Here is a 21,259-nt window from a genome sequence, read left to right as displayed (position 1 = left end):
GATATGAAGAAAAAATGTTCACTGTTCTTATGCATTGCCCTCTGTTTTCTTTTCGTTCAGCAGGCTTCTGCCCAGAAAGGTTCCGCCTATGACAACGCGGTAGGCATGCGCGTTGAATTCGGCAGCAAGTATGGCACCTGGGCGGGTCTCTCGGGGAAGCATTTCTTCTCGGACGACCTCGCCGGCGAACTGATGCTGCTTTTTGGTGATCACCTTACGTTGCTCGAACCCGAGCTCCAGTACCACGGGGATATCGAGAACGCGGCAGGCCTTAAATGGGTACTCGGTTTTGGTCCCGGCTTCGCCTTCGGTAATGGAACAACCGACATCCTGTTGCGTCCGCTCGCGGGTCTGGACTATAAGATCCAGGACGTGCCCATCAATCTGACATTTGACTGGAGACCGGCTTTTGTTATCACACACGGCTCGGATTTCAATGCAGCCCGCTTCGGCCTCGCTATCCGGTACGCCTGGTAGTCAGCAGCTGCTGTACTGCCAGTCCGCTACCCAGTGCGACTATTCCGCACGCACACAACAATGAAATATCCACGACGGGATGGGAGAATGCCTGAAGACAGAGGCCCATCACCGACAGTCCTATACCGGACCCAATGGTGTAGATAGACGATTGCAGGCCCGCCGCTATCCCCTGTTTGTCGGGTGCTACTCCTGTCAGTGACAGTACGGTCAGCGCAGGATATCCGATCGCAATGGCGATGCTATTCACGAGCAGCAGTGCCACCAGATACCAGGGGAGGCGGTGGGTATAGATCCCCGCGCCAAGCAGCACGGTTCCCGCCAATAGGCAGACAAGTGCGACCAGACCCGTGCCCGTCACTCCTATCTTTTTGAACAGCCGCGGCAGGACCCATCTCGAAACCAGCGCCGACCCGATGCTATAGGGAAACAGCAGGAGCCCCGCGGACTGGACCTTCCAGGCCATTACTTCATACAGGGCCAGAGTCGCGATAGCTATAAACGACAGAAAACTAAATCCGAGCAACGAAAAAGCGATCAGGCCTTTGACCGCTACCGGCGATGGATAGATCCCGCGCTGGAAGAAAGGTTGTTCCTGTCGTCTGTCGAAACGGAGCAGCCAGATCCCCGAGCCGATCGCCGCGAGAAGACAGGGCAACACCATCCAGCCCAGGGCCGCCGATTCGTGGACGGCGAAGGAGAACAACAATAGGGTTAGGGTAAGCCAGCAAGCCGTTCCAACCGGCAGCGACGGACGGCCGGAGGGCGGATCGGCAGGTATCGAAATTATGCCAGGTATCAAAACGAGCCCGATGATGGGAGGGTTCATTCCGAAGATCCAGCGCCAGTTGAATGTGGCCGCGACCATACCACCCACCGAGAGTCCGCCGGCAAATCCGATGGCGGCAAAAGCGCCGAATATTCCAAAGGCCGCCCTGTGCTGCTGTTCGCCGGTGAAATGCCGCGACAAAGAGAGATCCCGCCCGGCATCGCGAGCGCGGCGCCGACACCCTGTCCGACCCTTGCCCCCAGCAGCAATAGCAATTGGTGGCTGAGAGCCGCCATCAGGGAGGCGACCCCGAACAGGGCCATGCCGACCAAAAAGATTTTCTTGCTGCCCGCGAAGTCGCAAAGCTTTCCGCCAAGCAGGAGACAGCCCCCAAAACTGAGAAGATAGGTCGTTTGGACCCACTGCGCCGTAGCCAGCGAGACCCGCAGGTCGGACGCGATCAGAGGCAGGGAGAGGTTCACGATGGAGACATCGAAGGCTTCGAAAAATATGGCGGAGCAGGCCAACCAAAGGAGGATCACCTGTCCGCGGCTGAATAGTCGGTTCATGCCAGCAAACTAGGTTAAAGGCCGTTTGTTCTTTGTGCAAATATAATTTTGGGACATTTGGGGCGTCAGCTGCCGGTTTGTAGTACGTTTGTTCTGTTTTACGAACCTCAGGGCAATGAAAAAAGAACAAACACCTTCCCCCGCTTTCGATCTGGATGCGGCCGATATCCGTATCCTCAATCTTCTCCGGAAAGACGGTCGTCTTTCCGTCAGGGAGCTGGCCAAAGAGGTCAATCTCTCGCCTACCCCCGTACACGAACGCCCGAGGCGGCTGGAGGCTGCGGGTGTCACCGACCACTATGCCGCGGTTGTCAACCCCGGCCGCATCGGGCATTTGATCGTTTTCTTCCGCATCCCTCTGCCCGACCGCCGAAAATCCGATCCCTCCGCAATTCCGCGCAACCCGCGTCTCTCTGCCGGTCTCCCGAAATAACCATCATAACCAAAATCATCCTTATGGGTCCCGAATCATCCAACCCGCCCATCTTTTCCAATATAGAACCGGTACTTCCGGTCCGCGATATCCGGGAAACGATCAAATACTGGCAGGATGTCCTTGGCTTCCCCTCCCAATGGACCTGGGGCGATCCCCCAAATATCGGCGCCGTCTCCTGGCAGAACGTCCACGTCCAGTTCTACCAACCCGCCGAATGGACCCACGTCGGCAGCTCCGTCTGGATCCGCCTCCAGCGTGTGGAATCCCTCTACCACCTGCATCTGGAAAAAAGGCCGATATCGTCGAGCCCCTGGAACAAAAGCCCTGGGGCCTGTCCCAGTACACCGTCCGCGAGCTCAACGGCCACTATCTCTGCTTTGCCGGCCTGGTCGAGGAAAGGGAAAAGAACGCGGGCTCCATGCCCCCAACCATCCGGGTCGTCCCCCGCGTCCCAACAGCAAAAGAATACCAGCGGTTACAGGTGAGCGTAGGCTGGGGCAAAGAAGTTGTCGAGGCAAAGTCCCCGGCCGACCTCGCAGCCGTCGACGCAAAAACCGAAAAAGTCCTCGCCGCAGCCATCCACGGCGTGGTGGCCGAAGAGGCCAACGGCGAAGTCGTCGGCTGCGCGCTGCTGCTCGGCGACGGTATCAGCTATTACTACGTAAAGGACGTCATGGTCCACAAGAACTGGCAGGGCTGCCGCATCGGCACCGGCCCTGATGCAGGGCCTCACCACCTGGCTGGAAAACAACGCCCCAAATGGCGCGCTGGTCGGGCTCTTCACCCGCGACAGCCTCGAACCCTTCTACAAACAATTCGGCTTCGCCACCAGTTTCGCAATGCTGCGGTATATGGATCCGTGAGAAACTACTCTATCATAAAAGTTACCACGTCCGGCTTTGCAACCGGCGTCGCGCCCTGCATTTTGACGACCGCGTTCATGAAAATGATCATTGTTTTCCCGGTCAGTGGTTGATAGGAGACGGCGAAATCAACCCTTTTCAAATGGACAGGTCGAATGAGACAGAATCAAGTCGGGATGCGTTACCGGTCCCGCGAAAATGGAGAATATCTCCCCGGCGAGCCATGTCAGTAATACACTGCACGTCGTCCACCCCAAAAGCAAAAGGTCCACAAAGTGGACCTTTTTCATCAAAGTGCGGGCGATAGGAATCGAACCTACATGGATTGCTCCGCTAGATCCTAAGTCTAGTGCGTCTGCCAGTTTCGCCACGCCCGCTAATTGGCTAAAAATCAAAAATTTACAGCTACTGCCAAATCCGGCCGCAAAGGCCGGAACGCCCCAAGGCATTTCTGAAAGGCGTGCAAAGCTAGGCTTTTTTTGTAAATTCGTAATGTATGGACATGGAAACAGTAGCTGCAATACCAAAATACAATCTTACGGAAGACCAGGAGAAGAAGCTGATTCTTAGGGAATATCGTGCAATGCTCCGATCGCTGAAGCCCAAGCTCAAGCTCGGAGACAAGGAGTTGATACGCACCGCCTTCGAAATGGCCGCCGAGGCGCACAAGACGATGCGCCGCAAGAGTGGGGAACCCTATATCCTCCACCCCCTCGCCGTGGCAAGGATCTGCTGCGAAGAGATAGGGCTGGGGGTTAGATCGACGATCTGCGCCCTGCTGCACGACACGGTAGAAGATACAGACATCACACTCGAAGATATCGAACGCGAGTTCAGCGGCGAGATCGCACGCATCGTCGACGGGCTCACCAAGATCTCCAACGTCGTCGACGTTAACGCATCCCGCCAGGCCGAAAACTTTAAAAAGATCCTGCTCACTCTCACAGACGACCCCCGCGTCATCCTGATCAAGCTCGCCGACCGCCTCCACAATATGCGGACCCTCGACAGCATGAAAAGGGAGAAGCAACTAAAAATTGCCTCCGAAACCGTCTACGTATACGCGCCGCTCGCCCACCGTATGGGCCTGTATACGATAAAGACCGAACTCGAGGACCTCGCGATGAAGTATCTCGAACCCGAGGAATACAGGGAGATCGCCCGCAAACTGGCGGAGACCAAGAGAGAGCGCTCCCGCTATATCAACGAATTTATCAAGCCGCTGAAAGAAAAACTCGAAAAAGCCGGCGGCTTCAACTTCGATATCTATGGGCGCCCCAAAAGCATCCATTCCATCTGGAACAAAATGCGCAAAAAGGGCGTCGCATTCGAGGAGGTATACGACCTATTCGCCATCCGCGTCATCCTCGACTCCGCGCCCGAGAAGGAGAAAGAGGAATGCTGGAAGGTCTACTCGATGATCACCGACGAGTATAATCCAAGCCCCGAGCGGCTGAGAGACTGGCTCAGCAATCCCAAGTCCAATGGATACGAGGCCTTGCATACAACAGTGATGGGCCCACAGGGCAAATGGGTGGAAGTACAGATCCGGTCGAAGCGCATGAACGAGATCGCCGAGAAGGGCCTGGCCGCGCACTGGAAATACAAGGAAGGCGCCGCCGACGAGAGCCGCTTCGACAAATGGTTCCAGCAGATAAGGGAAGTGCTCAACACCCAGGACAACGATTCTATCGATTTCCTGCAGGACTTCAAAACCAGTTTCCTGGCAGAGGAGATCTATGTCTATACTCCGAAGGGAGACGTAAAGATGCTGCCCGTCGGGTCGACGGCCCTGGACTTTGCTTTCTCCATCCACAGCGCAATCGGTATACAGACCATCGGGGCCAAGGTGAATCACAAACTGGTGCCGATCAGCCACAAACTGCGCAGCGGAGACCAGGTCGAAATCATCACCTCCTCGAAACAAAAGCCGAATGAGGACTGGCTCGGGGTCGTAGTTACCGCCAAGGCCAAGACCAAGATCAAGGACGCGCTGAAGGAAGAGAAGAGAAAGATCGCCGACGAAGGGAAATACGTCGTACAGCGCAAGCTGGAGAACTACGGCGCGGCCTACAACCAGCACAATATCGACGTGCTGACGGCGTACTACAAGCTGAGCTCTTCACTGGACTTTTTTACCAGGTGTCCGTACGGAATATCGACCTGAAAGAGCTGAAGGAATTTCAGCTGCTGGGCGACAGACTGGAACCGCCCAGACCGGTAAAACCCGTCATAGAGGCAAAGCACCAGGACTCGACGGTACCGCGAAAAGACACCGAGCTCATCATCTTCGGGGAAAGCAGTGACCGTATCGTCTATACGCTGGCCAACTGCTGCAAACCCATCCCGGGCGACGACGTGTTCGGGTTTGTATCCGTAGGTAAGGGACTGACCATCCACCGGACCAACTGCCCCAACGCGGCCAAGCTGATGGCGAACTACGGCCACCGCGTAGTCAAGACAAAATGGGCGAAGAACAAGGAAATATCGTTTCTTACCGGTATACGTCTTGTGGGCATGGACGACGTGGGCGTCGTCAACAAGATCACCAATCTTATTTCCGGGGAGCTGCGGCTCAACATCAATGCCATCACCATCGAGGCGAAAGACGGCCTTTTCGAGGGGAATATCCGGATCTACGTCCACGACAAGGAAGAGCTGGAAGAACTGGTGACGAGACTCAAACAGCTGAGCGGCATCCATTCCGTCGTTCGGTATGACGCAGAAACCAGTTAGCTGCAATGGAGAAACCAGATAAAACACCTACCTTTGCCGCCTCAAAATAAGTATTAATGGTTGATGTAATATTAGGCCTCCAGTGGGGGGATGAAGGAAAGGGGAAGATAGTTGACTACTTCGCTCCCCGATATGACGTTATCGCCCGTTTTCAAGGTGGCCCGAATGCCGGTCATACGCTGTATGTGAACGACAAAAAAATCGTTCTGCACCAGATACCCTCCGGCGTCTTCCACGAGAAGACCATTAACCTCATCGGCAACGGCGTCGTTCTGGACCCCGTCACACTGAGACGGGAGTGCGAGTCCGTCGCGGCCTTTGGCGTGGACTACCGAAAAAATCTATACATCGCCCAGCGTACACACGTAATCCTTCCGACACACCGTGCCCTTGACAAGGCATCAGAAATGTCAAAAGGACAGGAAAAGATCGGCAGCACCCTGAAGGGTATCGGCCCCGCTTATATGGACAAGACCGGCCGCAACGGCCTCAGGGTCGGCGACCTGCTCGACAAGAGCTTTACCACCCAGTACATCAAGCTGCGCCTCAAGCACCAGAAACTGCTGGATAGCCTCAACTTCCACGAAGACCTTTCCCAGTGGGAAGAGGAGTTCTTCGAGGCGCTCGAGTTCATGCGCCAGTTCAAGATCGTCAACGGTGAATATTTCATCAACGACAAGATCTCCCAGGGCAAAAAGGTACTGGCGGAAGGCGCGCAGGGCAGCATGCTCGACGTGGACTTCGGTACCTTCCCGTTCGTGACCTCTTCCAACACCATCTCCGCGGGTGTTTGTACGGGCCTCGGCGTGGCTCCTCAGAAGATCCGCGACGTCATCGGCGTAAGCAAGGCATACTGCACCCGGGTAGGCAGCGGACCATTCCCTACCGAACTGGAAGACGCCGTCGGGGAAGAACTGCGCAAGACGGGGAATGAGTTCGGTGCAACCACAGGCCGGCCCCGCCGCTGCGGCTGGATCGACGGAGTTGCCCTGAAGTTCGCGTGCATGATCAACGGCGTTACAAAGATCGTCATGACAAAGGCCGACGTCCTCGATGCATTTTCCGAGCTGAAGGTATGTACCGCCTACAAGGTCAACGGAGAAGAGACCCTCGAAGTCCCGTTCCAGATGAACCGGGTAAAGATCGAGCCTGTGCTGGAATCCTTTAAGGGTTGGAACGCGGATACCACCCAAATTAAAAAATACGACGCCCTGCCCGCTAAAATGACGGAATATGTAGACTTTATTAACAAATACCTGGGCGTAAAAATTGCCTATATTTCCAACGGTCCGGGACGGGATCAGCTGATAGAAAATCCTGCATGAACCGTAAAAAAATTAATTTTAAAAAAATTTGGCGGATTAAAAACTTCGCTGAAAATTTACATAACAATCTTATTGGACATGGCACCAAAATCTGATAAGGAGGGAAAGGGTTCAAAGAAATCCGCGCCTCAACCAAAGGAAACTCCGGAGAAACCATCTTCGAAATCCAAGAAAGAAGTGGATGACGATGATGATGACGATCTGGAGGACGATGACGATACCCCAAAATCTTCTGCTAAGAAATCATCTTCGAAAGCATCCCCCAAGAGCAAAAAGGATGATGACGACGATGATGACGACGACGACGGTGACGATGTCGACGAAGTAGACGAGTGGGAAAAAGTAGACGAAGAGGACGAATGGGATCCTGACTTCGACGAATTCGACATTCCCAAGTCTAAAACCAAAAAGACCACAGGCGGCAATACCTCCAAGAAATCCACCAAAGGCGACGAAGACGATCTTGGGCTGGACGACGATTTTAAAGACCTCGACCTTTTCAATGACAGTGGCTTTGAAGAGGAAGAAGACGATTTTTAAAAACAGGCGACTGCCACGCCTGTGAAAAGAAACTACGTTTCATTCCCGATACCAACCGATCAGGATATTCAAATTATCAAGCGTCAAATGTTGACATGGGCCGCCCCATTCAACATTTGTTGTTTTTTGGATAACCACTCCTATCATTACTCTTCCTCTGCTCACTCCGTCGAGTGCCTGCTGGCCGCCGGCGCAGCGGAGACCCTCACGGCTTCAGCGGGGACGGCTTTCGACCAGCTCAGAAAATGGGCCGACGTTCATCAGGACTGGCTGTTTGGCCACTTAGCCTACGATCTTGCACGGGAGACCGAGCCATCGCATTCCGGCGGACCCGGAGCAGACCCAGCCACCACCGGTTCCGCGGGCGCGCCGCCGCCGGACGGTCCCGACCCCATCGGCTTTCCCGACCTTCTCTTCTTTGTTCCGGAGATACTTGTCGAACTCAACGGGGACAATGTCCGCATAGGCTCATTCGGGACCAACCAGGAGGCGATCTGGCAGCAGATAAGGCAGGCTCCTCCCCGGGGCGTCCCTGCGGAAAAAGAGGCGGAGAGACGACTACACACGGGCGGAGCGGCCGGCCAGCCTGCAGGCAGCATTCTCCCCACGGGCAGCCACCCCCACACGAACAGCCACCCCCCCATGGGCACCGCCCCACGCACAGGCAGCCAATCCGACACAGCCGGCACCGCCCCCGCGTTCGAATCCAGGTTCACACGGTCCGAATACCTGGCCACGGTATCCGTGCTGCAGGACCATATCCTCCGCGGCGACTGCTACGAGATCAATTTTTGTCAGGAGTTCTATTCCCGGGACGCCGTTATCGATCCCCTGTCTGCCTGGTTTTCCCTCAGCGCCGCCTCACCCAATCCGTTCGCCGCCTTCTACCGGGTTGGCCCCAGCAACCTTCTCTGCGCCAGCCCCGAACGGTTCTTGAAAAAGACGAAGGACACCCTCATTTCCCAGCCTATAAAAGGGACGGCACCGCGTATTCCGCAGGACCCGGAAGCCGACCTTCGGCAGCATGATTGGCTTTACAATAGCCCCAAAGACCGGTCGGAGAATGTCATGGTAGTCGACCTGGTCCGGAACGACATGTCCCGCGTCTGCGTACCGGGATCGGTGATGGTGGACGAGCTGTTTGGCATCTATCCCTTCCCCCAGGTGCACCAGATGATCTCGTCGGTCACGGGACAATTGCTTCCCGGCACCGACTGGACAGAGGCGATCAGAGCCTGTTTCCCGATGGGGTCCATGACTGGGGCGCCCAAGAACAGGGTAGTGGAATTGATTGAGCGATACGAGCGGTCGCGCCGCGGCATCTTTTCCGGTGCCGTCGGCTACGTCACCCCGAACCGGGATTTCGACTTCAACGTGGTGATCCGTAGCCTGATGTACAATAGCGACACGCGCTACCTTTCCTACCAGGTAGGCTCGGGCATAACCTTCTACAGTGACCCGGCCGCAGAATATGAGGAATGTCTCGTCAAAGCCAGAGGTCTCAGAAAGGCGCTGGAAGAATGAACTATTTCGCAGCCACCTGTCCGATAACGGCCCTATTGTCGATGGATTCAGTACCCATGACCTGGACCGACTCGTTCAGGATCTCGTACTTGTTCGCAACGAAGAGGTCCATTTTGTCTGCGGGCAGCTTGAGCTCGTAGCTGTTGTTGTTGCTGGCCATTACCTTGTCGAAGTCCGGGTTGTACCGGTTGAAGGTGGCGATGTCCAGCAGCGTATAGCGGGCGATGACGGAGGAATGGTATTTCCCCGTGACCGCAACCGTCCTGGCGCTGTTCAACTCATCTTCGCTGAGCTTGCGGTAGAAGACATACATGGCCGAACCGGGCAGCTGCTGGGTGGCTTCCTGTCTGGTCAGGGTCGTGACACTGCCCTGTCCTTCGAACGTGTATTGGGTCCCGATGAACTTTTTGACGTGATTGCGGGATTCGGCGGGAAGATAGTACTGGAGGTCCCAAAAATTGCGGCTGCCGCTGCGGCGCATGGCCTGGTTGACCTTGACGGTCCCGGTGTTGTAGGCGGCGATCACGAGCAGCCAGTCACCCAGTTCCTTGTAGAGGTCCCGGAGATAGAGGGCGGCTGCACGGGTGCTTTTGGTATAGTTCTTCCGTTCGTCGACGCTGTGGTTGACCTTCAGACCCAGTTCGCGGGCCGTCTGCGGCATCAGCTGCCAGGGGCCCTTGGCGCCAACTCTGGAGACAGCGGAAGATTTGAGGTTGGACTCGATAACTGCCGGTATTTGAGCTCCCGGGGAAGTCCGTATTGGGTGAGAATATTCTCGATCAGGTTGAAATAGGGCTGTCCGTAACTGCGGACGTTCTGCAGCTCTTCCCAGTTGTCCTTGACATAGTCCTGGACAAAACTGAGTGCCTTGGGGTTTAAGCGCACGCCATTGCTCCCTCCTACGGTAGTAGCCATAAAGAGTTCTTTGGAAAGAACGTCCTGAGCACTGGAATTAGCAACGGTGGCAGCTGTGAGCGGGGTAGCGACTACTCTCTCGGTGTCTCCTGCAAGGCGGGGAAGGGTAATAACGCCTTTGGAGTTTGCGGAAACGTTCGCGCGATCAGGGTACATCCATCCGGAACCGATGATGGTGATGCCCAACAATAAAAGCCTTTTGTTGTACATTGTCCAACGATTTAAGATGGTAAAGAGCCGTTATCGGCCTTTACAATCTTTCATAGGTAACGGAAAACGGGAGATAACTTCAAGCCATCAACCAGAAAACGGATTAGCAGTAGAAATGGGGCCCGATGCATAAAATGGCCCAAATCATTAACAGGTGATTCGCTTCAGATCTCTCAGTCACATAGAGTAGGATTTCGTAGGACTTTATTGTTGCATCATCAGATGCGAGAATTGAAGCAAAGATAACTCATTAAAACGACTTGTCATAGCCTGCATACCAAAAGGCATGCCATTTGTGTGGGTAAAAAGTGGGAGGGAAATGCCGGGAATTCCGGTGAGGTTTGCATAAACTGTATATATATCAGCGAGATACATAGCAATAGGATCGTCCATCTTTTCCCCGAGCCGGAAGGCGGTAGTTGGGGCCGTGGGGAGGACGATCAGGTCAAAATCTTTGAATATCAGATCGGTGCGATCTACTACTAATTTTCTCACCTGCTGCGCTTTTGTGAAATAGGCGTCGTAGTAGCCGGCGCTCAATACAAAGGTTCCCAGCAGGATGCGGCGCTTGACCTCGCGCCCAAAACCCTCGCTGCGGGTGCGTTTGTAAAACTCTGTTAATTCGAGGTCTTTGGCCTTCGTCCGGTAGCCATACCGGACCCCGTCGAACCGCGCCAGGTTGGAGGAGGCTTCGGCCGTGGTAAGCACATAGTAGGCAGGGACGATATAGTCCAGCAGCTCGAAGTCGATCGCTTCCACGGTGTGGCCGGCCCTCCGCAGGTGTTCCAGTGCGCCGTAGAAGGGTCTCTCTTATCTCGGTGTCCAGACCCGGGTGGTCCAGGGCCTCCCTAAAGTAGGCAATTTTGTATTTGCGGTCCGGCGAGCACTGGGTCTCCATACGTGCCCGTCCGGGTCTCCCGTCCTACCAGCGGTTCACCTCCCGCCAGCGGTTCACGTCCCACCGGTTCACGTCCCACCAGCGGTTCACGCCTCACCGTACTGTCAAACTCATCCTCCCCGGCAATCACATCCAGCAACAGGGCGGTATCAGCCACAGTCAGGGCAAAGATACCAACCTGGTCAAAGGACGAGGCATAGGCGATCAGTCCGTAACGGGATACCCGTCCGTAGGTCGGTTTCAGTCCGAGAATACCGCAAAAGTCGGCCGGCTGGCGTACCGAACCTCCCGTATCGCTGCCGAGGCTGGCCATACAGAGACCGGCCTGGACGGCAACAGCACTCCCGCCGGAGGATCCTCCGGGCACGCGTTTATTGTCGCGGGCATTCAGCGTCGGGCCATAGGCGGAATTCTCGTTGGTAGAACCCATCGCGAATTCGTCGCAGTTGAGGTGGCCGATGATGATCGCCTCTTCTTCGAGCATTTTCTTGACAACGGTGGCATCGTAGATGGTGACAAAGTCTTTCAGAATACCGGAGGCGGCGGTCAGGGGATGATCTTTATACGAGATGACATCCTTGATGCCGATGACCACTCCGTGCAGACGGCCGGCGGGCTTTCCGTCCCGGCGTTGCTGGTCCAGCCGCCGGGCCCGGCCAAGCGCTTCCTCGCCGTATACCTGAACATAGGCATTGAGGTGAGACTCCGCTTTGATCCGGTCTAAATAGTAAAGGACCGCTTCTTCGCAGGAAGCAGTCCCATCCCTTAAGGCTTTATGATAGTCTTGTATGGAGTGAAAGGAGAACAGGCTCAGTCGGTCGAAAGATTATTGCTGAGTTGTCGTGCCGGCAGGTTTCGTGTCCTTCTCATTCATTCCGTCTTCGAGTTCCTTCTTGACGTTGTTCTTTGCGTCATTGAACTCACGGATACCCTTGCCCAGTCCACGCATGAACTCAGGGATCTTGCGTCCGCCAAATAAAACCAGCACTGCGAGGATGATCAGAATCCACTCACTTCCGCCAGGCATCGAAATCAGGAAACTAGTAACCATAATCAAAGTCTTTAAGATTAGAATTCCAAAGTTAATTCTTTATGAATAGAAAGTCCCGTTTCGGTCGGTAATTAATTGTTATTACAGGAAAATCTTAGGCGCCAAAACACCGGCCGGTACGGGGCCGGAATGGCGCCGGCGGAATCACCGGCGAAGGGCCTGAGAGTCACCGGGGAGGGGTCAGAAAGGGCGCCGGCTGGACACCGGACAGCCGGGCTACCCCACCAGAGGCGAAGAGCCCGGCAACCTCCCGGTCGCCCCCCACAGTCCCCCGCGAGCCATAAAAAACAAAAAAGGCTCGCATAAGCGGACCTTTTCCTTATAATTAATTCTGTACTATTCAGTTGCCATTCTCTTTTCCTTGATACGGGCACTCTTGCCACTACGCTGACGCTGGAAGTAGAGTTTTGCACGGCGTACGCGACCAACCTTGTTCAGGTCGAGCGACTCGATATTCGGGGAGAACAGGGGGAAAGTCCTTTCCACGCCTACTCCGTCGGAGATCTTACGAACAGTGAAGGTAGCCGTCTGGCCCTGACCCTGGCGCTTGATCACGTCTCCCTTGAAACTCTGGATACGCTCCTTGTTTCCTTCGATAATTTTATAATTGACAGTGATATTATCACCGGCTTTAAACTTAGGAAACTCTTTTTTCCCGTCAGTTGCTCGTGTACAAAAGCTACAGCAGCGTTCATAAACTCATTTTTTTATGTGCTGGAAATGCACTTTCAACAAAACTAGCGCATTCCCAGCAAAGCGCTAATGATTGTCCTTCGTACAAACCGCCGGAGGGCGGTTTTAAAGGATGGCAAAGGTATGCATATTTGCGATACCAACAAAGTTTTTTATCGTGCGACGTTTACGGCGCGTTTTTCCCGGATGACCGTCACCTTGATCTGGCCGGGATAGGTCATTTCCGTCTGGATCTTCTGAGCGATCTCAAAACTCAGCTTGTCGCTGTCCACGTCCGTGACCTTGTCGGCTTCGACGATGACCCGGAGCTCACGCCCGGCCTGGATCGCATAGGCTTTTTCCACACCGGGGTAGGCGAGGGCCAGATTTTCCAGGTCCTTGATGCGCTGCAGGTACTGCTGCATGATCTCGCGCCTTGCACCGGGCCGGGCGCCGCTGATGGCGTCACAGGCCTGGATAATGGGGGCGATCACATACTGCATTTCCACTTCGTCGTGGTGGGCTCCGGATGGCGTTCACCACCGCCGGATTCTCGCCATATTTTTCGGCCAGCTTCATACCCAGCAGGGCGTGACTCAGTTCAGTCTCTTCGTCGGGTACCTTGCCGATATCGTGCAACAATCCGGCGCGTTTGGCCAGCTTGGGGTTCATGCCCAGTTCGGCCGCCATGATCCCGCAGAGATTGGCGACTTCGCGGCTGTGCATCAGCAGGTTCTGACCGTAAGAGCTACGGAAACGCATTTTTCCGACGATACGGACCAGTTCCTTATGAAGACCGTGGATACCCAGTTCGATAACGGTCCGTTCGCCGATCTCCATGACCTGTTCTTCGATCTGTTTGCGGGTCTTTTCGACGATCTCTTCGATACGGGCGGGGTGGATTCGGCCGTCCGCAACAAGACGCTGCAGGGACAGACGCGCGATCTCTCGGCGCAGCGGGTCGAAGGAAGACAGTACGATGGCTTCCGGAGTGTCGTCCACGATCAGGTCAACCCCGTCGCGGCTTCTATCGCCCGGATATTGCGCCCTTCACGGCCAATGATCTGGCCTTTGATCTCGTCACTTTCAAGATTAAAAACGGTAATTGAATTCTCGATCGCCTGCTCGGCCGCAGTACGCTGAATGCTCTGTATGATGATCTTGCGGGCTTCCTTGTTGGCGCGCTGTTTCGCGTCATCGATGATCTCCCTGTTGTATAGCCAGGGCCCGGGTCTGGGCTTCCTGCCTCAGGCTTTCCACCAGCTGGGACTTGGCTTCCCTCCGCTGTCAGACCGGCTATTTTCTCCAGCCGGCGGATATGCTCTTCCTGGTGTTTTTCCAGCTCTGTCCTTTTGAGGTTGACGACCTCGATCTGCCGGGTGAGGTTCTCCTTGATCGCGTCGTTGTCTTTCGCCTGTTTGTCAAGGTTTTCCAGCTTCTGGTTGATGCCCTGTTCCTTTTGTTTGATCCGGGATTCGGCGTCGTTGACCCGTCTGTTCTTTTCCAGCACCTCTTTGTCGTGCTCGGCCTTCAGCTGTACGAATTTCTCTTTTGCTTCGAGCAGCCTTTCCTTTTTCAGAGTTCTCGGCTGTTATGGTAGCGTCACTTACGATCTTTTTAGCCTGCTGTTCCGCTTCGCTCTATCTTTCCTTGCGTGTTTTTTGGCGAACAGGACTTTACCTCCTAAGATCCCGACCACTAGTGCGACAATTATCCCTACTATAGTAATTATCATTGACTGTTGAATTTAAAACGTTCACAATCATATATTTCTTATTCAGGTTCATGATGCTATGAAATTCATGATTGTATGAAAAATTGTTAGTTGGCGAAGTTATGGAAAATAAGGTTCAACTCAAACGCCGGACTGCGTTGGGAGCGCCTTTTTGGCTGAAAATGTCTCCGGGGGCCGTTCCGGGCGTCATTCCGGTCCCCGTTCCGGCATTGTCCGGCCAGACCAGAACCAGCGGGCTGCGTCGCGGAACTGCGGTCTGGGACGCCTGAGCGCCCGGAGGGCGGCATTGGGAAGGGGTATTCCGGCGGGGAACCATCCGCCCGGCCGAGATCCGGATTGCGGCCGATCTGCAGGACTGCCGGCGGTTGCCCGCAAACCCGGCGTCAACGCGGCCCTTCAGGGGCTAGATCGTCTTGTCCGGCTGCTGCTCGATGCGGGAGAGGGCGTCCAGAACCCCGGGAGTGACGGACGATTCACTGGCAGAGCTGGGTGGCGTACCAAAGGACCACCATGGCTATATAGTCCTGCATATCGCGGCCCGCAAACTGGGTCTTGTATTCTATAATCTTATCATTTATAGCCTTCAACGTACGCCGGACGGCCTCTTCGTCCCTCGGTTCGATCTTGATGCGGTAGGTCCGGTCGCCTATCACAACATTTATTGCCATCAGGTCTTGCATAGTTCAAATACTTGTTTTAAATTTATTCACACCTTTTGCACATCGGGGATTTTGACAATGGACTAGGGATAAGGTCAGGGCTCATTCACAAAAAAGTCGAAGTTTACTAACGATACTCATATAGAAAAACCAACCCTTCGAATACACATGCAAGATTGCACCAATACCCTATCTAAAAACTACCAGCCATGTTTTTAAAAGTCAAATCCCCCGTCTTCATCGACCATCTGACCTTTCAGGTCGAAGATCCTCAAAAAAGCTATTTTAAGGCAATCCTTAGGGACGACGCCGGACTCGTGTGCGGCGCCCTGGAGACCGAAGTTGAAAAGGACCAGCAGCAGCTGGACTGGAACGGCCTCAACGACCTGCCTTATGGCGTGTATACCACTGGAAATTTCCCGGGGAAAAGACGAGATGAAAATGCGGCTCGTCAAGCGGGTCTGAACCGGTCTCATTGCCCCAGAAGCGTAATGCACCGGTCAATTTCCCGGATGTACTGGCCCAGCTTTTCTCTAACGCCTTTTTTCCCCTTCACTCATAACCGTTGACGTCACTTTTAGGACTTCTATCTGCTGCTGCAGTTGATCCAGTCGCTGCGACTGATCGCCATGTTCCTGTTGCAGCTGGCTCAATTCTTCTTTCAGCCTGTTGTTCTCCTTCGACAGCAGATCGCGCTGCCGCAGCAATAGCTGCAGCTTCTCCTGGATCCTTTTGACCCGAAGCTCGATGCCTTCTTCCGGAGGAGTAGGCCGTCCCGCACTGTTGGTATCTTCACTCATTGCCCATTATTTCCTGATCTCGGCCTGGACCTCTTTTTCCAGCGCTCCCATGATCCTGTTTACCATTCCGTCAATCTCCTTGTCAGTAAGCGTTTTTCTTCGTCCAGGAAGGTGAAGCTGACGGCCAGCGATTTTTTGTTAGCTCCCAGCTTGTCACTTTCAAATATATCGAAAAGCTTTACGTCCTGCAATTTGTCCAGACGCGTGCCGCGTATGGCTTTTCCACTTTCTCGTAAGGCAGGGACTTGTCGACGATCATTGCCAGGTCGCGATAGACGGCCAGCTGCCGGGGCAGTTCCCTGAATTCTATGCTCTTCCCCGAGGCCAGTTCTATAAGGGCGTCCCAGCGGATGTCGACGAAGAAAACTTCCTGCTTGATGTCGAACTGTTTCAAAAGGCCCGGGTTGACCGAACCGGCTTCCAGCAGCGTCCGTCCTTCGAGGGCGATCTCCAGCGCGGAGCCCAGTTTGGAGTGCTCGAGGGGTCTCCATCCCGGCAGTTCCAGACCCAGCAGCTGGAAGATGCGGGCGCAAAGTCCCTTTATATAGTAGAAGTCGACGGGTTTCCCCTTTCCTTTCCAGCTGTCTTCGCTGAGCGGGCCGGTCAGATAGAGGCAGAGATGATTGGTCTCCGTGTACTTTCCTACCCCACTGGTGCTATACGACTTGCCGAACTCGAAGAAGCGCAGCATATCGACCTTCCGGTTGAGGTTCCAGGAGACGGACTCGAGCCCGGTCTCCAGCAGCGAGGGCCGAAGGATATTCAGTTCCGCGCTGAGATTGTTGATCATTTTTACGGCCGTCTCCAGCTGGCTGTCGCTGTAATAGGCGCTATTGGTGATCGAATTGGTCAGTATCTCGTTGAAGCTTTGTCCTACCAGATAGCTGGCCACGGAACTCTTCCAGGCCGTACGGGTCGGGTCGCTCTCTACGGAGGGGAAATGGTGATGACCGAAGGTATCTGGATATTGTCGAGTCCATCGATGCGCATGATCTCTTCCACGATATCGGCCGGAAGAGAAATATCGGGCTTATGCCACGGTACGGCTACGTGGATGGCGTCGATCCCTTCCTTTATGATCTCGAACCCAAGGCTCAGCAGGATGTTCTTCACCGTATCCGGGTGGTAGTTCTTTCCGCTCAGCTTTTTGAGGTAGTGGTGCTTGAGGATGACCTGCGTCTTGTTGCGCGGGTCGGGATAGGCGTCCACAATTTCGGAAGCGACCTCTCCGCCGGCCAGCTCTTTGATCAGCAGGACCGCTCTTTTCAGCGCATTTACCGTGCCGGAAATGTCCATTCCCTTCTCGAAATGGGTCGCCGCGTCCGTGCGAAGACCGTGGCGGAAGGAGGTTTTGCGGATATCGGTGGGGTTGAACCAGGCGCTCTCGAGAAAGATATTCTTCGTACCCTCGCGAATGCCGCTGTGAAGCCCTCCGAATACGCCGGCGATAGCCATGCCTTCTTCGGCATTACAGATCATAAGGTCTTCCGCCGACAGTTTTCTTTCCTTTTCATCGAGCGTCACGAAGGGTGTCCCTTCTGGCAGATTCCTTACGACGATCTTCGCGCCCTTGATGGCTTCCAGGTCGAAAGCGTGCAGCGGCTGTCCCATTTCATGGAGGACGAAGTTGGTGATATCGACGATATTATTGATGCTCCGGATACCGATGGCCTTTAGTTTGTCCTGCATCCACCGGGGGATTCCTTTATCGTGATGCCCTTTATCGTGATCCCGGAATAACGTTCACAGCCTTGCTGGTTGAGGATGCTCACCGCGACCGGAAGGCTGTTGCCGTCAATTTTGAAAGCGTTCAGCGAGGGTTGTTTGGGACGATATTCCTTGTTCTCGTGGTGGGACAGCCAGGCGCAGACGTCGCGGGCTACGCCGAGATGGCTCATGGCGTCCATATGGTTGGGCGTAAGTCCGATCTCGATCAAATTATCGGAATAAGGCTGGAAATAAGACGCCGCGGGGCCGCCCACTTGACCGTCGGCGGCAGCACGATAATGCCGGCGTGGCTTTCGCCCAGACCTATCTCGTCTTCGGCGCAGATCATCCCGTGGCTTTCCACTCCCCTGATCTTTGCAATTTTCAGCGTGATCGGGTCGCCTTTCAGGGGATGGATGGTCGTTCCCGGTACCGCTACCACTACTTTCTGTCCCGCCGCGACATTCGGCGCTCCGCATACGATCGACAGGGGCTCGGGGCCGCCCACGTCGACCTTTGTGAGTCGCAGCTTGTCCGCGTTGGGGTGGGGAATGCACTCCAGTACTTCACCGATGACCAGTCCTTTCAGACCTCCTTTTACGGACTCGTATTTCTCGATATGTTCTACTTCCAGCCCGACGGAGGTCAATATTCTGGAGAGCCGCTCTGTTTCGATCTTAACGGGCAAATATTCACAAAGCCAATTATAACTGATGGTCATGGGTCTTTTTTATTTCCTGCGGGCCATATCACGGCCTGGTCGGCAAAGATAGTATAAAAGGCCCTGGAAGGGGCAGGCCCTGGAAGGCCATTCCTGAAAACACCGAATGCGCGGAGGGCTCCGGAAATATTTCGGCCAATCCGTCGTTAACAAAAGAACCGGGGCCTTATTCGGTCAGGCCCCGGCCCTTAGACGTTATTTTAATGTCTTTTTTAATGATAATCAAAAGTTAAAGCCTTTAGAAGGCTTTAACTTTACGGACAGAAGAATGTCTATAATCAACTCAAAAGCTGATTTATGAAAAAGCACCTGTATATTCTGACCTTCGTGGCCATTGGCTTTGCTGCTTGTGGCCCTGTCTATGTAGTACACCAGGATCCGCCGCCGCCGCAACAGGCCCCTGCGCCGCTGCCGCCCCCGCCTCAGGCCGATCCGTCCGAGGTGACCTACCAGAATTTTTATGACGACCTTAGTCCTTACGGCCAGTGGATCGACGATCCCAACTACGGATACGCATGGCTGCCCGACGTAGGGCCCGATTTCAAACCCTATTCCACCAACGGGCACTGGGTCTATACCGATGAGGGCTGGGCACTGGGATTCCGGCTATCCCTGGGGATGGGCTGCCTTTCACTATGGCCGCTGGTACTTCCAGGACGGCTATGGCTGGATGTGGTTACCCGGCAACGAGTGGGCTCCCGCATGGGTGAGCTGGCGCAACAGCGACGATTACTATGGATGGGCGCCGATGGGACCCAATGTCAGCTATAGCGCTGCTTACGGTGGCGGCTATGCTCCTCCTTCGCACTACTGGTGTTTCGTTCCCCACCGGTATATCGCCAGTCCGCAAATCAATAATTACTATGTCCGGGAGACGAACAACGTCACCATCATCAACAGGACAACGATCATCAATAATACGACTATCGTTAACAACACCCGGAATATCCACTATGGTGCAGGTCCGGACCCCAATGAAGTGGGAAGATATTCCGGCGGAACCGTAAGACCCATGTCGATCCGCAACGGGCGTAACCCCGGCGATCGCTCGGACAACGGCAACTTCACCGTCTATCGCCCCCGTGTGAATGGTGCGGTGACGGAGAACAGGCCGGGGAATTCCAATTCCGGTGGTCGTTCTTTTGCCCCCACCCGGGTCCAATCGCTGGGTAACGCAAGACCGGTCAACAGGACCGTCTATGGTAATGGCAACGACAACCGCGCCAACGGCAACGACAACCGTGGCAACGGCAACGCCTGGGGAAGAGATAATAGCAATAACAGGAATGACAACCGCGGCAACGGAAATGACAACCGTGGCAACGGCAACGACAACCGCGGCAACGGCAACGACAACCGCGGCAACGGCAACGCCTGGGGAAGAGACAACGGGAACGGGAATAACGGAAACAATGGAAATGACAACCGTGGTAACAACGGTAACGTCAACAACGGGAACAACGGCAACGACAACCGCGGCAACAGCAACGGCTGGAACAACGGGAACGGCAACAATGGAAACGGCAACAATGGAAACGGCAACAACGGGAACGGAAACAACTGGAACAGAAACAACGGGAACGGCAACAACGGGAACACCAATGGCCGGCCGAATAACGGTTTCCCCAACAGGGGTGGCTATCCGCAGGGGAATCAACCTGTGAACCAACCCGCTCAGAACCAACCCGCTCAGAATCAGCCTGCGCAGAATCAACCGGTTCAAAATCAACCCGTTCAAAACGGCCAGCAGATGCAAACCAACCCCTTCGGCCGCCCTACCGGCAGACCCTATCAACCCAACCAGCAGGCTCAGCAACAAGCCCAGCAACAGCAGGCCCAGCAGCAACCGGCAAATAACCAACCCGCGAATAATCAGCCGGTGAGCCGGCCAGTGCAGCAGCCGATATACAACCAGCCGGGCAATCAACCCAATAACCAGCCGGCCAATCAGCCCGCGCAACAGCAGCGGCCAACCAGACCGAACTTCGCCCCGCTGAGCCGGCCGGCACAAGCCGCCCCAACCCAGCAGGCTCCCAACCAGCAGCAGCCGAGGCCGGTCGTCAACCAGCCGAGGCCGACGCCCCCGGCTCCGCAGCCTCCGAGAAGGGACGACAAAAAGGACGACAACGGCAGGCCGGGACGTGGCTGATAACAACACCAGGCCCTCAACAAATAACTCAAAACGCCCGATGGGTCCAGCGTCCCGGATAATCTCCGGGACGCTTTTTTCCATCCGGTTCCCTACGCATATCCGCGTTCGCGCGTGCAATCCGCCGCAGACGGGCCTTTGACCGGTAAAGGGACGGTCTCCCCGGACCGCATAAGGCTAAACACGCACTTCCGCCCCCAGGTCTAGAATCGCACCTGACGGGCATTTTGGTCCTTGCAAACAGGCGTGGCAGGAAGGCAAAATGAGGCTAATGCGCATTCTGTAGTTTGGCTATCCCCACAAAATATTTGCCCCTAAATCTTTGTGCACAACAGGGTGTGAATTTTAATGAGGAAAAAGCTGAAAACTTTTTTAAATTGTGGATAGCTCGAAGGGTGCTGTGTATAACCCGGGTGCCGCTGTGGAAAACCATGTGAATTTCTAAAGGAAAAATATAGAAAAATAAAAATTTTTTTTCGTCGGCACACGGAGTTCTATATTCG

At 54.8% G+C, this 21,259-nt stretch carries 29 protein-coding genes, 1 tRNA gene and 2 pseudogenes; 13 read left to right on the top strand and 19 right to left on the bottom strand.

Features of this window, described 5'->3' with window-relative positions; all coding sequences use genetic code 11:
• The first annotated feature begins 3 nt into the window (after positions 1 to 3).
• Positions 4 to 477, top strand: coding sequence for a hypothetical protein (locus ACQ86N_RS40740; RefSeq protein ID WP_431212029.1), 474 nt, complete (start codon positions 4 to 6; stop codon positions 475 to 477).
• Here ACQ86N_RS40740 and ACQ86N_RS40735 read toward each other — a convergent pair.
• Both ACQ86N_RS40735 and ACQ86N_RS40730 read right to left on the bottom strand, forming a co-directional pair.
• Positions 458 to 1,399: an MFS transporter gene (locus ACQ86N_RS40735; RefSeq protein ID WP_431217797.1), complete on the bottom strand. Its 942-nt coding sequence runs from the start codon at positions 1,397 to 1,399 to the stop codon at positions 458 to 460. The genes ACQ86N_RS40740 and ACQ86N_RS40735 overlap by 20 nt on opposite strands.
• Positions 1,303 to 1,815 (bottom strand): MFS transporter, encoded by a 513-nt coding sequence (locus ACQ86N_RS40730; protein ID WP_431212028.1) that lies wholly within the window; start codon positions 1,813 to 1,815, stop codon positions 1,303 to 1,305. The genes ACQ86N_RS40735 and ACQ86N_RS40730 overlap by 97 nt, the downstream gene beginning before the upstream one ends.
• 115 nt (positions 1,816 to 1,930) lie before the next feature.
• Between ACQ86N_RS40730 and ACQ86N_RS40725 the strand changes: the two genes are divergently transcribed.
• The 3 genes from ACQ86N_RS40725 to ACQ86N_RS40715 are packed head-to-tail and all read left to right on the top strand — an operon-like array spanning position 1,931 to position 3,227.
• Positions 1,931 to 2,248, top strand: a complete 318-nt coding sequence (locus ACQ86N_RS40725; RefSeq protein WP_431212027.1) for an Lrp/AsnC family transcriptional regulator — start codon at positions 1,931 to 1,933, stop codon at positions 2,246 to 2,248.
• Positions 2,249 to 2,271: 23 nt separating this feature from the next.
• The gene (locus ACQ86N_RS40720) at positions 2,272 to 2,736 is read left to right on the top strand and encodes a hypothetical protein (protein ID WP_431212026.1); all 465 of its coding nucleotides are present in this window, start codon (positions 2,272 to 2,274) and stop codon (positions 2,734 to 2,736) included.
• The gene (locus tag ACQ86N_RS40715) at positions 2,670 to 3,227 is read left to right on the top strand and encodes a hypothetical protein (RefSeq protein ID WP_431212025.1); all 558 of its coding nucleotides are present in this window, start codon (positions 2,670 to 2,672) and stop codon (positions 3,225 to 3,227) included. Before ACQ86N_RS40720 ends, ACQ86N_RS40715 begins: the two co-directional genes overlap by 67 nt.
• 182 nt (positions 3,228 to 3,409) lie before the next feature.
• On the opposite strand, the gene ACQ86N_RS40710 is transcribed toward ACQ86N_RS40715, so the two are convergent.
• A tRNA-Leu gene (locus ACQ86N_RS40710) sits at positions 3,410 to 3,491 on the bottom strand.
• A 119-nt stretch (positions 3,492 to 3,610) separates the two neighbouring features.
• Here ACQ86N_RS40710 and ACQ86N_RS40705 point away from each other — a divergent pair.
• From ACQ86N_RS40705 to ACQ86N_RS40685, 5 genes are all read left to right on the top strand, one after another.
• Positions 3,611 to 5,281, top strand: coding sequence for a RelA/SpoT family protein (locus tag ACQ86N_RS40705; RefSeq protein WP_431212024.1), 1,671 nt, complete (start codon positions 3,611 to 3,613; stop codon positions 5,279 to 5,281).
• Positions 5,257 to 5,850 carry an ACT domain-containing protein gene (locus tag ACQ86N_RS40700; RefSeq protein WP_431212023.1) on the top strand — a complete coding sequence of 198 codons (594 nt, stop codon included), beginning with the start codon at positions 5,257 to 5,259 and terminating at the stop codon, positions 5,848 to 5,850. Before ACQ86N_RS40705 ends, ACQ86N_RS40700 begins: the two co-directional genes overlap by 25 nt.
• A gap of 56 nt (positions 5,851 to 5,906) precedes the next feature.
• The gene (locus ACQ86N_RS40695; RefSeq protein WP_431212022.1) at positions 5,907 to 7,175 is read left to right on the top strand and encodes an adenylosuccinate synthase; all 1,269 of its coding nucleotides are present in this window, start codon (positions 5,907 to 5,909) and stop codon (positions 7,173 to 7,175) included.
• A gap of 78 nt (positions 7,176 to 7,253) precedes the next feature.
• Complete coding sequence (locus tag ACQ86N_RS40690; protein WP_431212021.1) at positions 7,254 to 7,715, top strand: hypothetical protein; 462 nt, start codon at positions 7,254 to 7,256, stop codon at positions 7,713 to 7,715.
• Between the two features lie 126 nt (positions 7,716 to 7,841).
• The gene (locus ACQ86N_RS40685; protein ID WP_431212020.1) at positions 7,842 to 9,239 is read left to right on the top strand and encodes an anthranilate synthase component I family protein; all 1,398 of its coding nucleotides are present in this window, start codon (positions 7,842 to 7,844) and stop codon (positions 9,237 to 9,239) included.
• A 1-nt stretch (position 9,240) separates the two neighbouring features.
• On the opposite strand, the gene ACQ86N_RS40680 is transcribed toward ACQ86N_RS40685, so the two are convergent.
• The 10 genes from ACQ86N_RS40680 to ACQ86N_RS40635 all read right to left on the bottom strand — a co-directional run bounded on the left by ACQ86N_RS40680 (position 9,241) and on the right by ACQ86N_RS40635 (position 15,400).
• Positions 9,241 to 9,963: a lytic transglycosylase domain-containing protein gene (locus ACQ86N_RS40680; protein WP_431217796.1), complete on the bottom strand. Its 723-nt coding sequence runs from the start codon at positions 9,961 to 9,963 to the stop codon at positions 9,241 to 9,243.
• The gene (locus ACQ86N_RS40675) at positions 9,900 to 10,364 is read right to left on the bottom strand and encodes a hypothetical protein (RefSeq protein ID WP_431212019.1); all 465 of its coding nucleotides are present in this window, start codon (positions 10,362 to 10,364) and stop codon (positions 9,900 to 9,902) included. The genes ACQ86N_RS40680 and ACQ86N_RS40675 overlap by 64 nt, the downstream gene beginning before the upstream one ends.
• Positions 10,365 to 10,568: 204 nt before the next feature.
• The gene (locus ACQ86N_RS40670; RefSeq protein ID WP_431212018.1) at positions 10,569 to 11,123 is read right to left on the bottom strand and encodes an amidase family protein; all 555 of its coding nucleotides are present in this window, start codon (positions 11,121 to 11,123) and stop codon (positions 10,569 to 10,571) included.
• A gap of 89 nt (positions 11,124 to 11,212) precedes the next feature.
• Positions 11,213 to 11,977, bottom strand: coding sequence for an amidase (locus tag ACQ86N_RS40665; RefSeq protein ID WP_431217795.1), 765 nt, complete (start codon positions 11,975 to 11,977; stop codon positions 11,213 to 11,215).
• A 111-nt stretch (positions 11,978 to 12,088) separates the two neighbouring features.
• Positions 12,089 to 12,313: a Sec-independent protein translocase subunit TatA/TatB gene (locus tag ACQ86N_RS40660; protein WP_431212017.1), complete on the bottom strand. Its 225-nt coding sequence runs from the start codon at positions 12,311 to 12,313 to the stop codon at positions 12,089 to 12,091.
• 336 nt (positions 12,314 to 12,649) lie between these two features.
• Positions 12,650 to 12,910, bottom strand: a complete 261-nt coding sequence (gene rplS, locus ACQ86N_RS40655) for a 50S ribosomal protein L19 (RefSeq protein WP_431217794.1) — start codon at positions 12,908 to 12,910, stop codon at positions 12,650 to 12,652.
• Positions 12,911 to 13,158: 248 nt separating this feature from the next.
• Positions 13,159 to 13,479 carry a hypothetical protein gene (locus ACQ86N_RS40650; protein ID WP_431212016.1) on the bottom strand — a complete coding sequence of 107 codons (321 nt, stop codon included), beginning with the start codon at positions 13,477 to 13,479 and terminating at the stop codon, positions 13,159 to 13,161.
• Entirely contained in the window at positions 13,451 to 13,987 is a 537-nt protein-coding gene (locus ACQ86N_RS40645) for an HDIG domain-containing metalloprotein (protein ID WP_431212015.1), read from the bottom strand. The genes ACQ86N_RS40650 and ACQ86N_RS40645 overlap by 29 nt, the downstream gene beginning before the upstream one ends.
• Positions 13,988 to 14,012: 25 nt before the next feature.
• On the bottom strand, positions 14,013 to 14,519 hold the full coding sequence (locus ACQ86N_RS40640; RefSeq protein WP_431217793.1) for an Rnase Y domain-containing protein: 507 nt from the start codon (positions 14,517 to 14,519) through the stop codon (positions 14,013 to 14,015).
• 674 nt (positions 14,520 to 15,193) lie between these two features.
• Positions 15,194 to 15,400, bottom strand: coding sequence for a cell division protein ZapA (locus ACQ86N_RS40635; protein ID WP_431212014.1), 207 nt, complete (start codon positions 15,398 to 15,400; stop codon positions 15,194 to 15,196).
• 188 nt (positions 15,401 to 15,588) lie between these two features.
• Here ACQ86N_RS40635 and ACQ86N_RS40630 point away from each other — a divergent pair, with 188 nt between their 5' ends.
• Entirely contained in the window at positions 15,589 to 15,948 is a 360-nt protein-coding gene (locus ACQ86N_RS40630) for a hypothetical protein (protein ID WP_431212013.1), read from the top strand.
• Here the strand turns inward: ACQ86N_RS40630 and ACQ86N_RS40625 are convergent.
• The 6 genes from ACQ86N_RS40625 to ytpR are packed head-to-tail and all read right to left on the bottom strand — an operon-like array spanning position 15,913 to position 18,607.
• Complete coding sequence (locus ACQ86N_RS40625) at positions 15,913 to 16,179, bottom strand: hypothetical protein (protein ID WP_431212012.1); 267 nt, start codon at positions 16,177 to 16,179, stop codon at positions 15,913 to 15,915. The genes ACQ86N_RS40630 and ACQ86N_RS40625 overlap by 36 nt on opposite strands.
• A gap of 59 nt (positions 16,180 to 16,238) precedes the next feature.
• Complete coding sequence (locus tag ACQ86N_RS40620) at positions 16,239 to 16,370, bottom strand: hypothetical protein (RefSeq protein ID WP_431212011.1); 132 nt, start codon at positions 16,368 to 16,370, stop codon at positions 16,239 to 16,241.
• Positions 16,358 to 17,071: a hypothetical protein gene (locus tag ACQ86N_RS40615; protein WP_431212010.1), complete on the bottom strand. Its 714-nt coding sequence runs from the start codon at positions 17,069 to 17,071 to the stop codon at positions 16,358 to 16,360. Before ACQ86N_RS40615 ends, ACQ86N_RS40620 begins: the two co-directional genes overlap by 13 nt.
• Before the next feature lie 35 nt (positions 17,072 to 17,106).
• Positions 17,107 to 17,868, bottom strand: coding sequence for a phenylalanine--tRNA ligase beta subunit-related protein (locus ACQ86N_RS40610; RefSeq protein ID WP_431212009.1), 762 nt, complete (start codon positions 17,866 to 17,868; stop codon positions 17,107 to 17,109).
• Positions 17,853 to 18,116: a hypothetical protein gene (locus ACQ86N_RS40605; RefSeq protein ID WP_431212008.1), complete on the bottom strand. Its 264-nt coding sequence runs from the start codon at positions 18,114 to 18,116 to the stop codon at positions 17,853 to 17,855. Before ACQ86N_RS40605 ends, ACQ86N_RS40610 begins: the two co-directional genes overlap by 16 nt.
• Positions 18,113 to 18,607, bottom strand: a complete 495-nt coding sequence (ytpR, locus tag ACQ86N_RS40600; RefSeq protein ID WP_431212007.1) for a YtpR family tRNA-binding protein — start codon at positions 18,605 to 18,607, stop codon at positions 18,113 to 18,115. Before ytpR ends, ACQ86N_RS40605 begins: the two co-directional genes overlap by 4 nt.
• Before the next feature lie 297 nt (positions 18,608 to 18,904).
• Here ytpR and ACQ86N_RS40595 point away from each other — a divergent pair.
• The 3 genes and pseudogenes from ACQ86N_RS40595 to ACQ86N_RS40585 form a co-directional block, all read left to right on the top strand.
• A pseudogene (locus tag ACQ86N_RS40595) lies at positions 18,905 to 19,192 on the top strand (DUF6600 domain-containing protein); the annotation flags it as partial.
• Positions 19,188 to 19,307, top strand: a pseudogene (locus ACQ86N_RS40590) (DUF6600 domain-containing protein); the annotation flags it as partial. The pseudogenes ACQ86N_RS40595 and ACQ86N_RS40590, both read left to right, overlap by 5 nt.
• A 6-nt stretch (positions 19,308 to 19,313) precedes the next feature.
• Positions 19,314 to 20,756 carry a hypothetical protein gene (locus tag ACQ86N_RS40585; RefSeq protein ID WP_431218040.1) on the top strand — a complete coding sequence of 481 codons (1,443 nt, stop codon included), beginning with the start codon at positions 19,314 to 19,316 and terminating at the stop codon, positions 20,754 to 20,756.
• Positions 20,757 to 21,259 lie beyond the last annotated feature (503 nt).

The sequence above is a fragment of the Puia sp. P3 genome (assembly GCF_050632245.1).
Lineage (GTDB): Bacteria > Bacteroidota > Bacteroidia > Chitinophagales > Chitinophagaceae > Puia.
Note: the sequence above shows the minus strand (reverse complement) of the source record. Positions and strands in the feature narration are given on the sequence as shown.

Excerpts from the sequence above, each read along its gene's own strand:
- ACQ86N_RS40675 (WP_431212019.1), bottom strand. The coding sequence starts at position 10,364 with ATGTACAACAAAAGGCTTTTATTGTTGGGCATCACCATCATCGGTTCC.
- ACQ86N_RS40610 (WP_431212009.1), bottom strand. The coding sequence starts at position 17,868 with ATGCAGGACAAACTAAAGGCCATCGGTATCCGGAGCATCAATAATATC.
- ACQ86N_RS40660 (WP_431212017.1), bottom strand. The coding sequence starts at position 12,313 with ATGGTTACTAGTTTCCTGATTTCGATGCCTGGCGGAAGTGAGTGGATT.
- ACQ86N_RS40715 (WP_431212025.1), top strand. The coding sequence starts at position 2,670 with ATGCCCCCAACCATCCGGGTCGTCCCCCGCGTCCCAACAGCAAAAGAA.
- ACQ86N_RS40695 (WP_431212022.1), top strand. The coding sequence starts at position 5,907 with ATGGTTGATGTAATATTAGGCCTCCAGTGGGGGGATGAAGGAAAGGGG.
- ACQ86N_RS40730 (WP_431212028.1), bottom strand. The coding sequence starts at position 1,815 with ATGAACCGACTATTCAGCCGCGGACAGGTGATCCTCCTTTGGTTGGCC.
- ytpR (WP_431212007.1), bottom strand. The coding sequence starts at position 18,607 with ATGACCATCAGTTATAATTGGCTTTGTGAATATTTGCCCGTTAAGATC.
- ACQ86N_RS40720 (WP_431212026.1), top strand. The coding sequence starts at position 2,272 with ATGGGTCCCGAATCATCCAACCCGCCCATCTTTTCCAATATAGAACCG.
- ACQ86N_RS40725 (WP_431212027.1), top strand. The coding sequence starts at position 1,931 with ATGAAAAAAGAACAAACACCTTCCCCCGCTTTCGATCTGGATGCGGCC.
- ACQ86N_RS40630 (WP_431212013.1), top strand. The coding sequence starts at position 15,589 with ATGTTTTTAAAAGTCAAATCCCCCGTCTTCATCGACCATCTGACCTTT.
- ACQ86N_RS40625 (WP_431212012.1), bottom strand. The coding sequence starts at position 16,179 with ATGAGTGAAGATACCAACAGTGCGGGACGGCCTACTCCTCCGGAAGAA.
- ACQ86N_RS40740 (WP_431212029.1), top strand. The coding sequence starts at position 4 with ATGAAGAAAAAATGTTCACTGTTCTTATGCATTGCCCTCTGTTTTCTT.
- ACQ86N_RS40705 (WP_431212024.1), top strand. The coding sequence starts at position 3,611 with ATGGACATGGAAACAGTAGCTGCAATACCAAAATACAATCTTACGGAA.
- ACQ86N_RS40635 (WP_431212014.1), bottom strand. The coding sequence starts at position 15,400 with ATGCAAGACCTGATGGCAATAAATGTTGTGATAGGCGACCGGACCTAC.
- ACQ86N_RS40690 (WP_431212021.1), top strand. The coding sequence starts at position 7,254 with ATGGCACCAAAATCTGATAAGGAGGGAAAGGGTTCAAAGAAATCCGCG.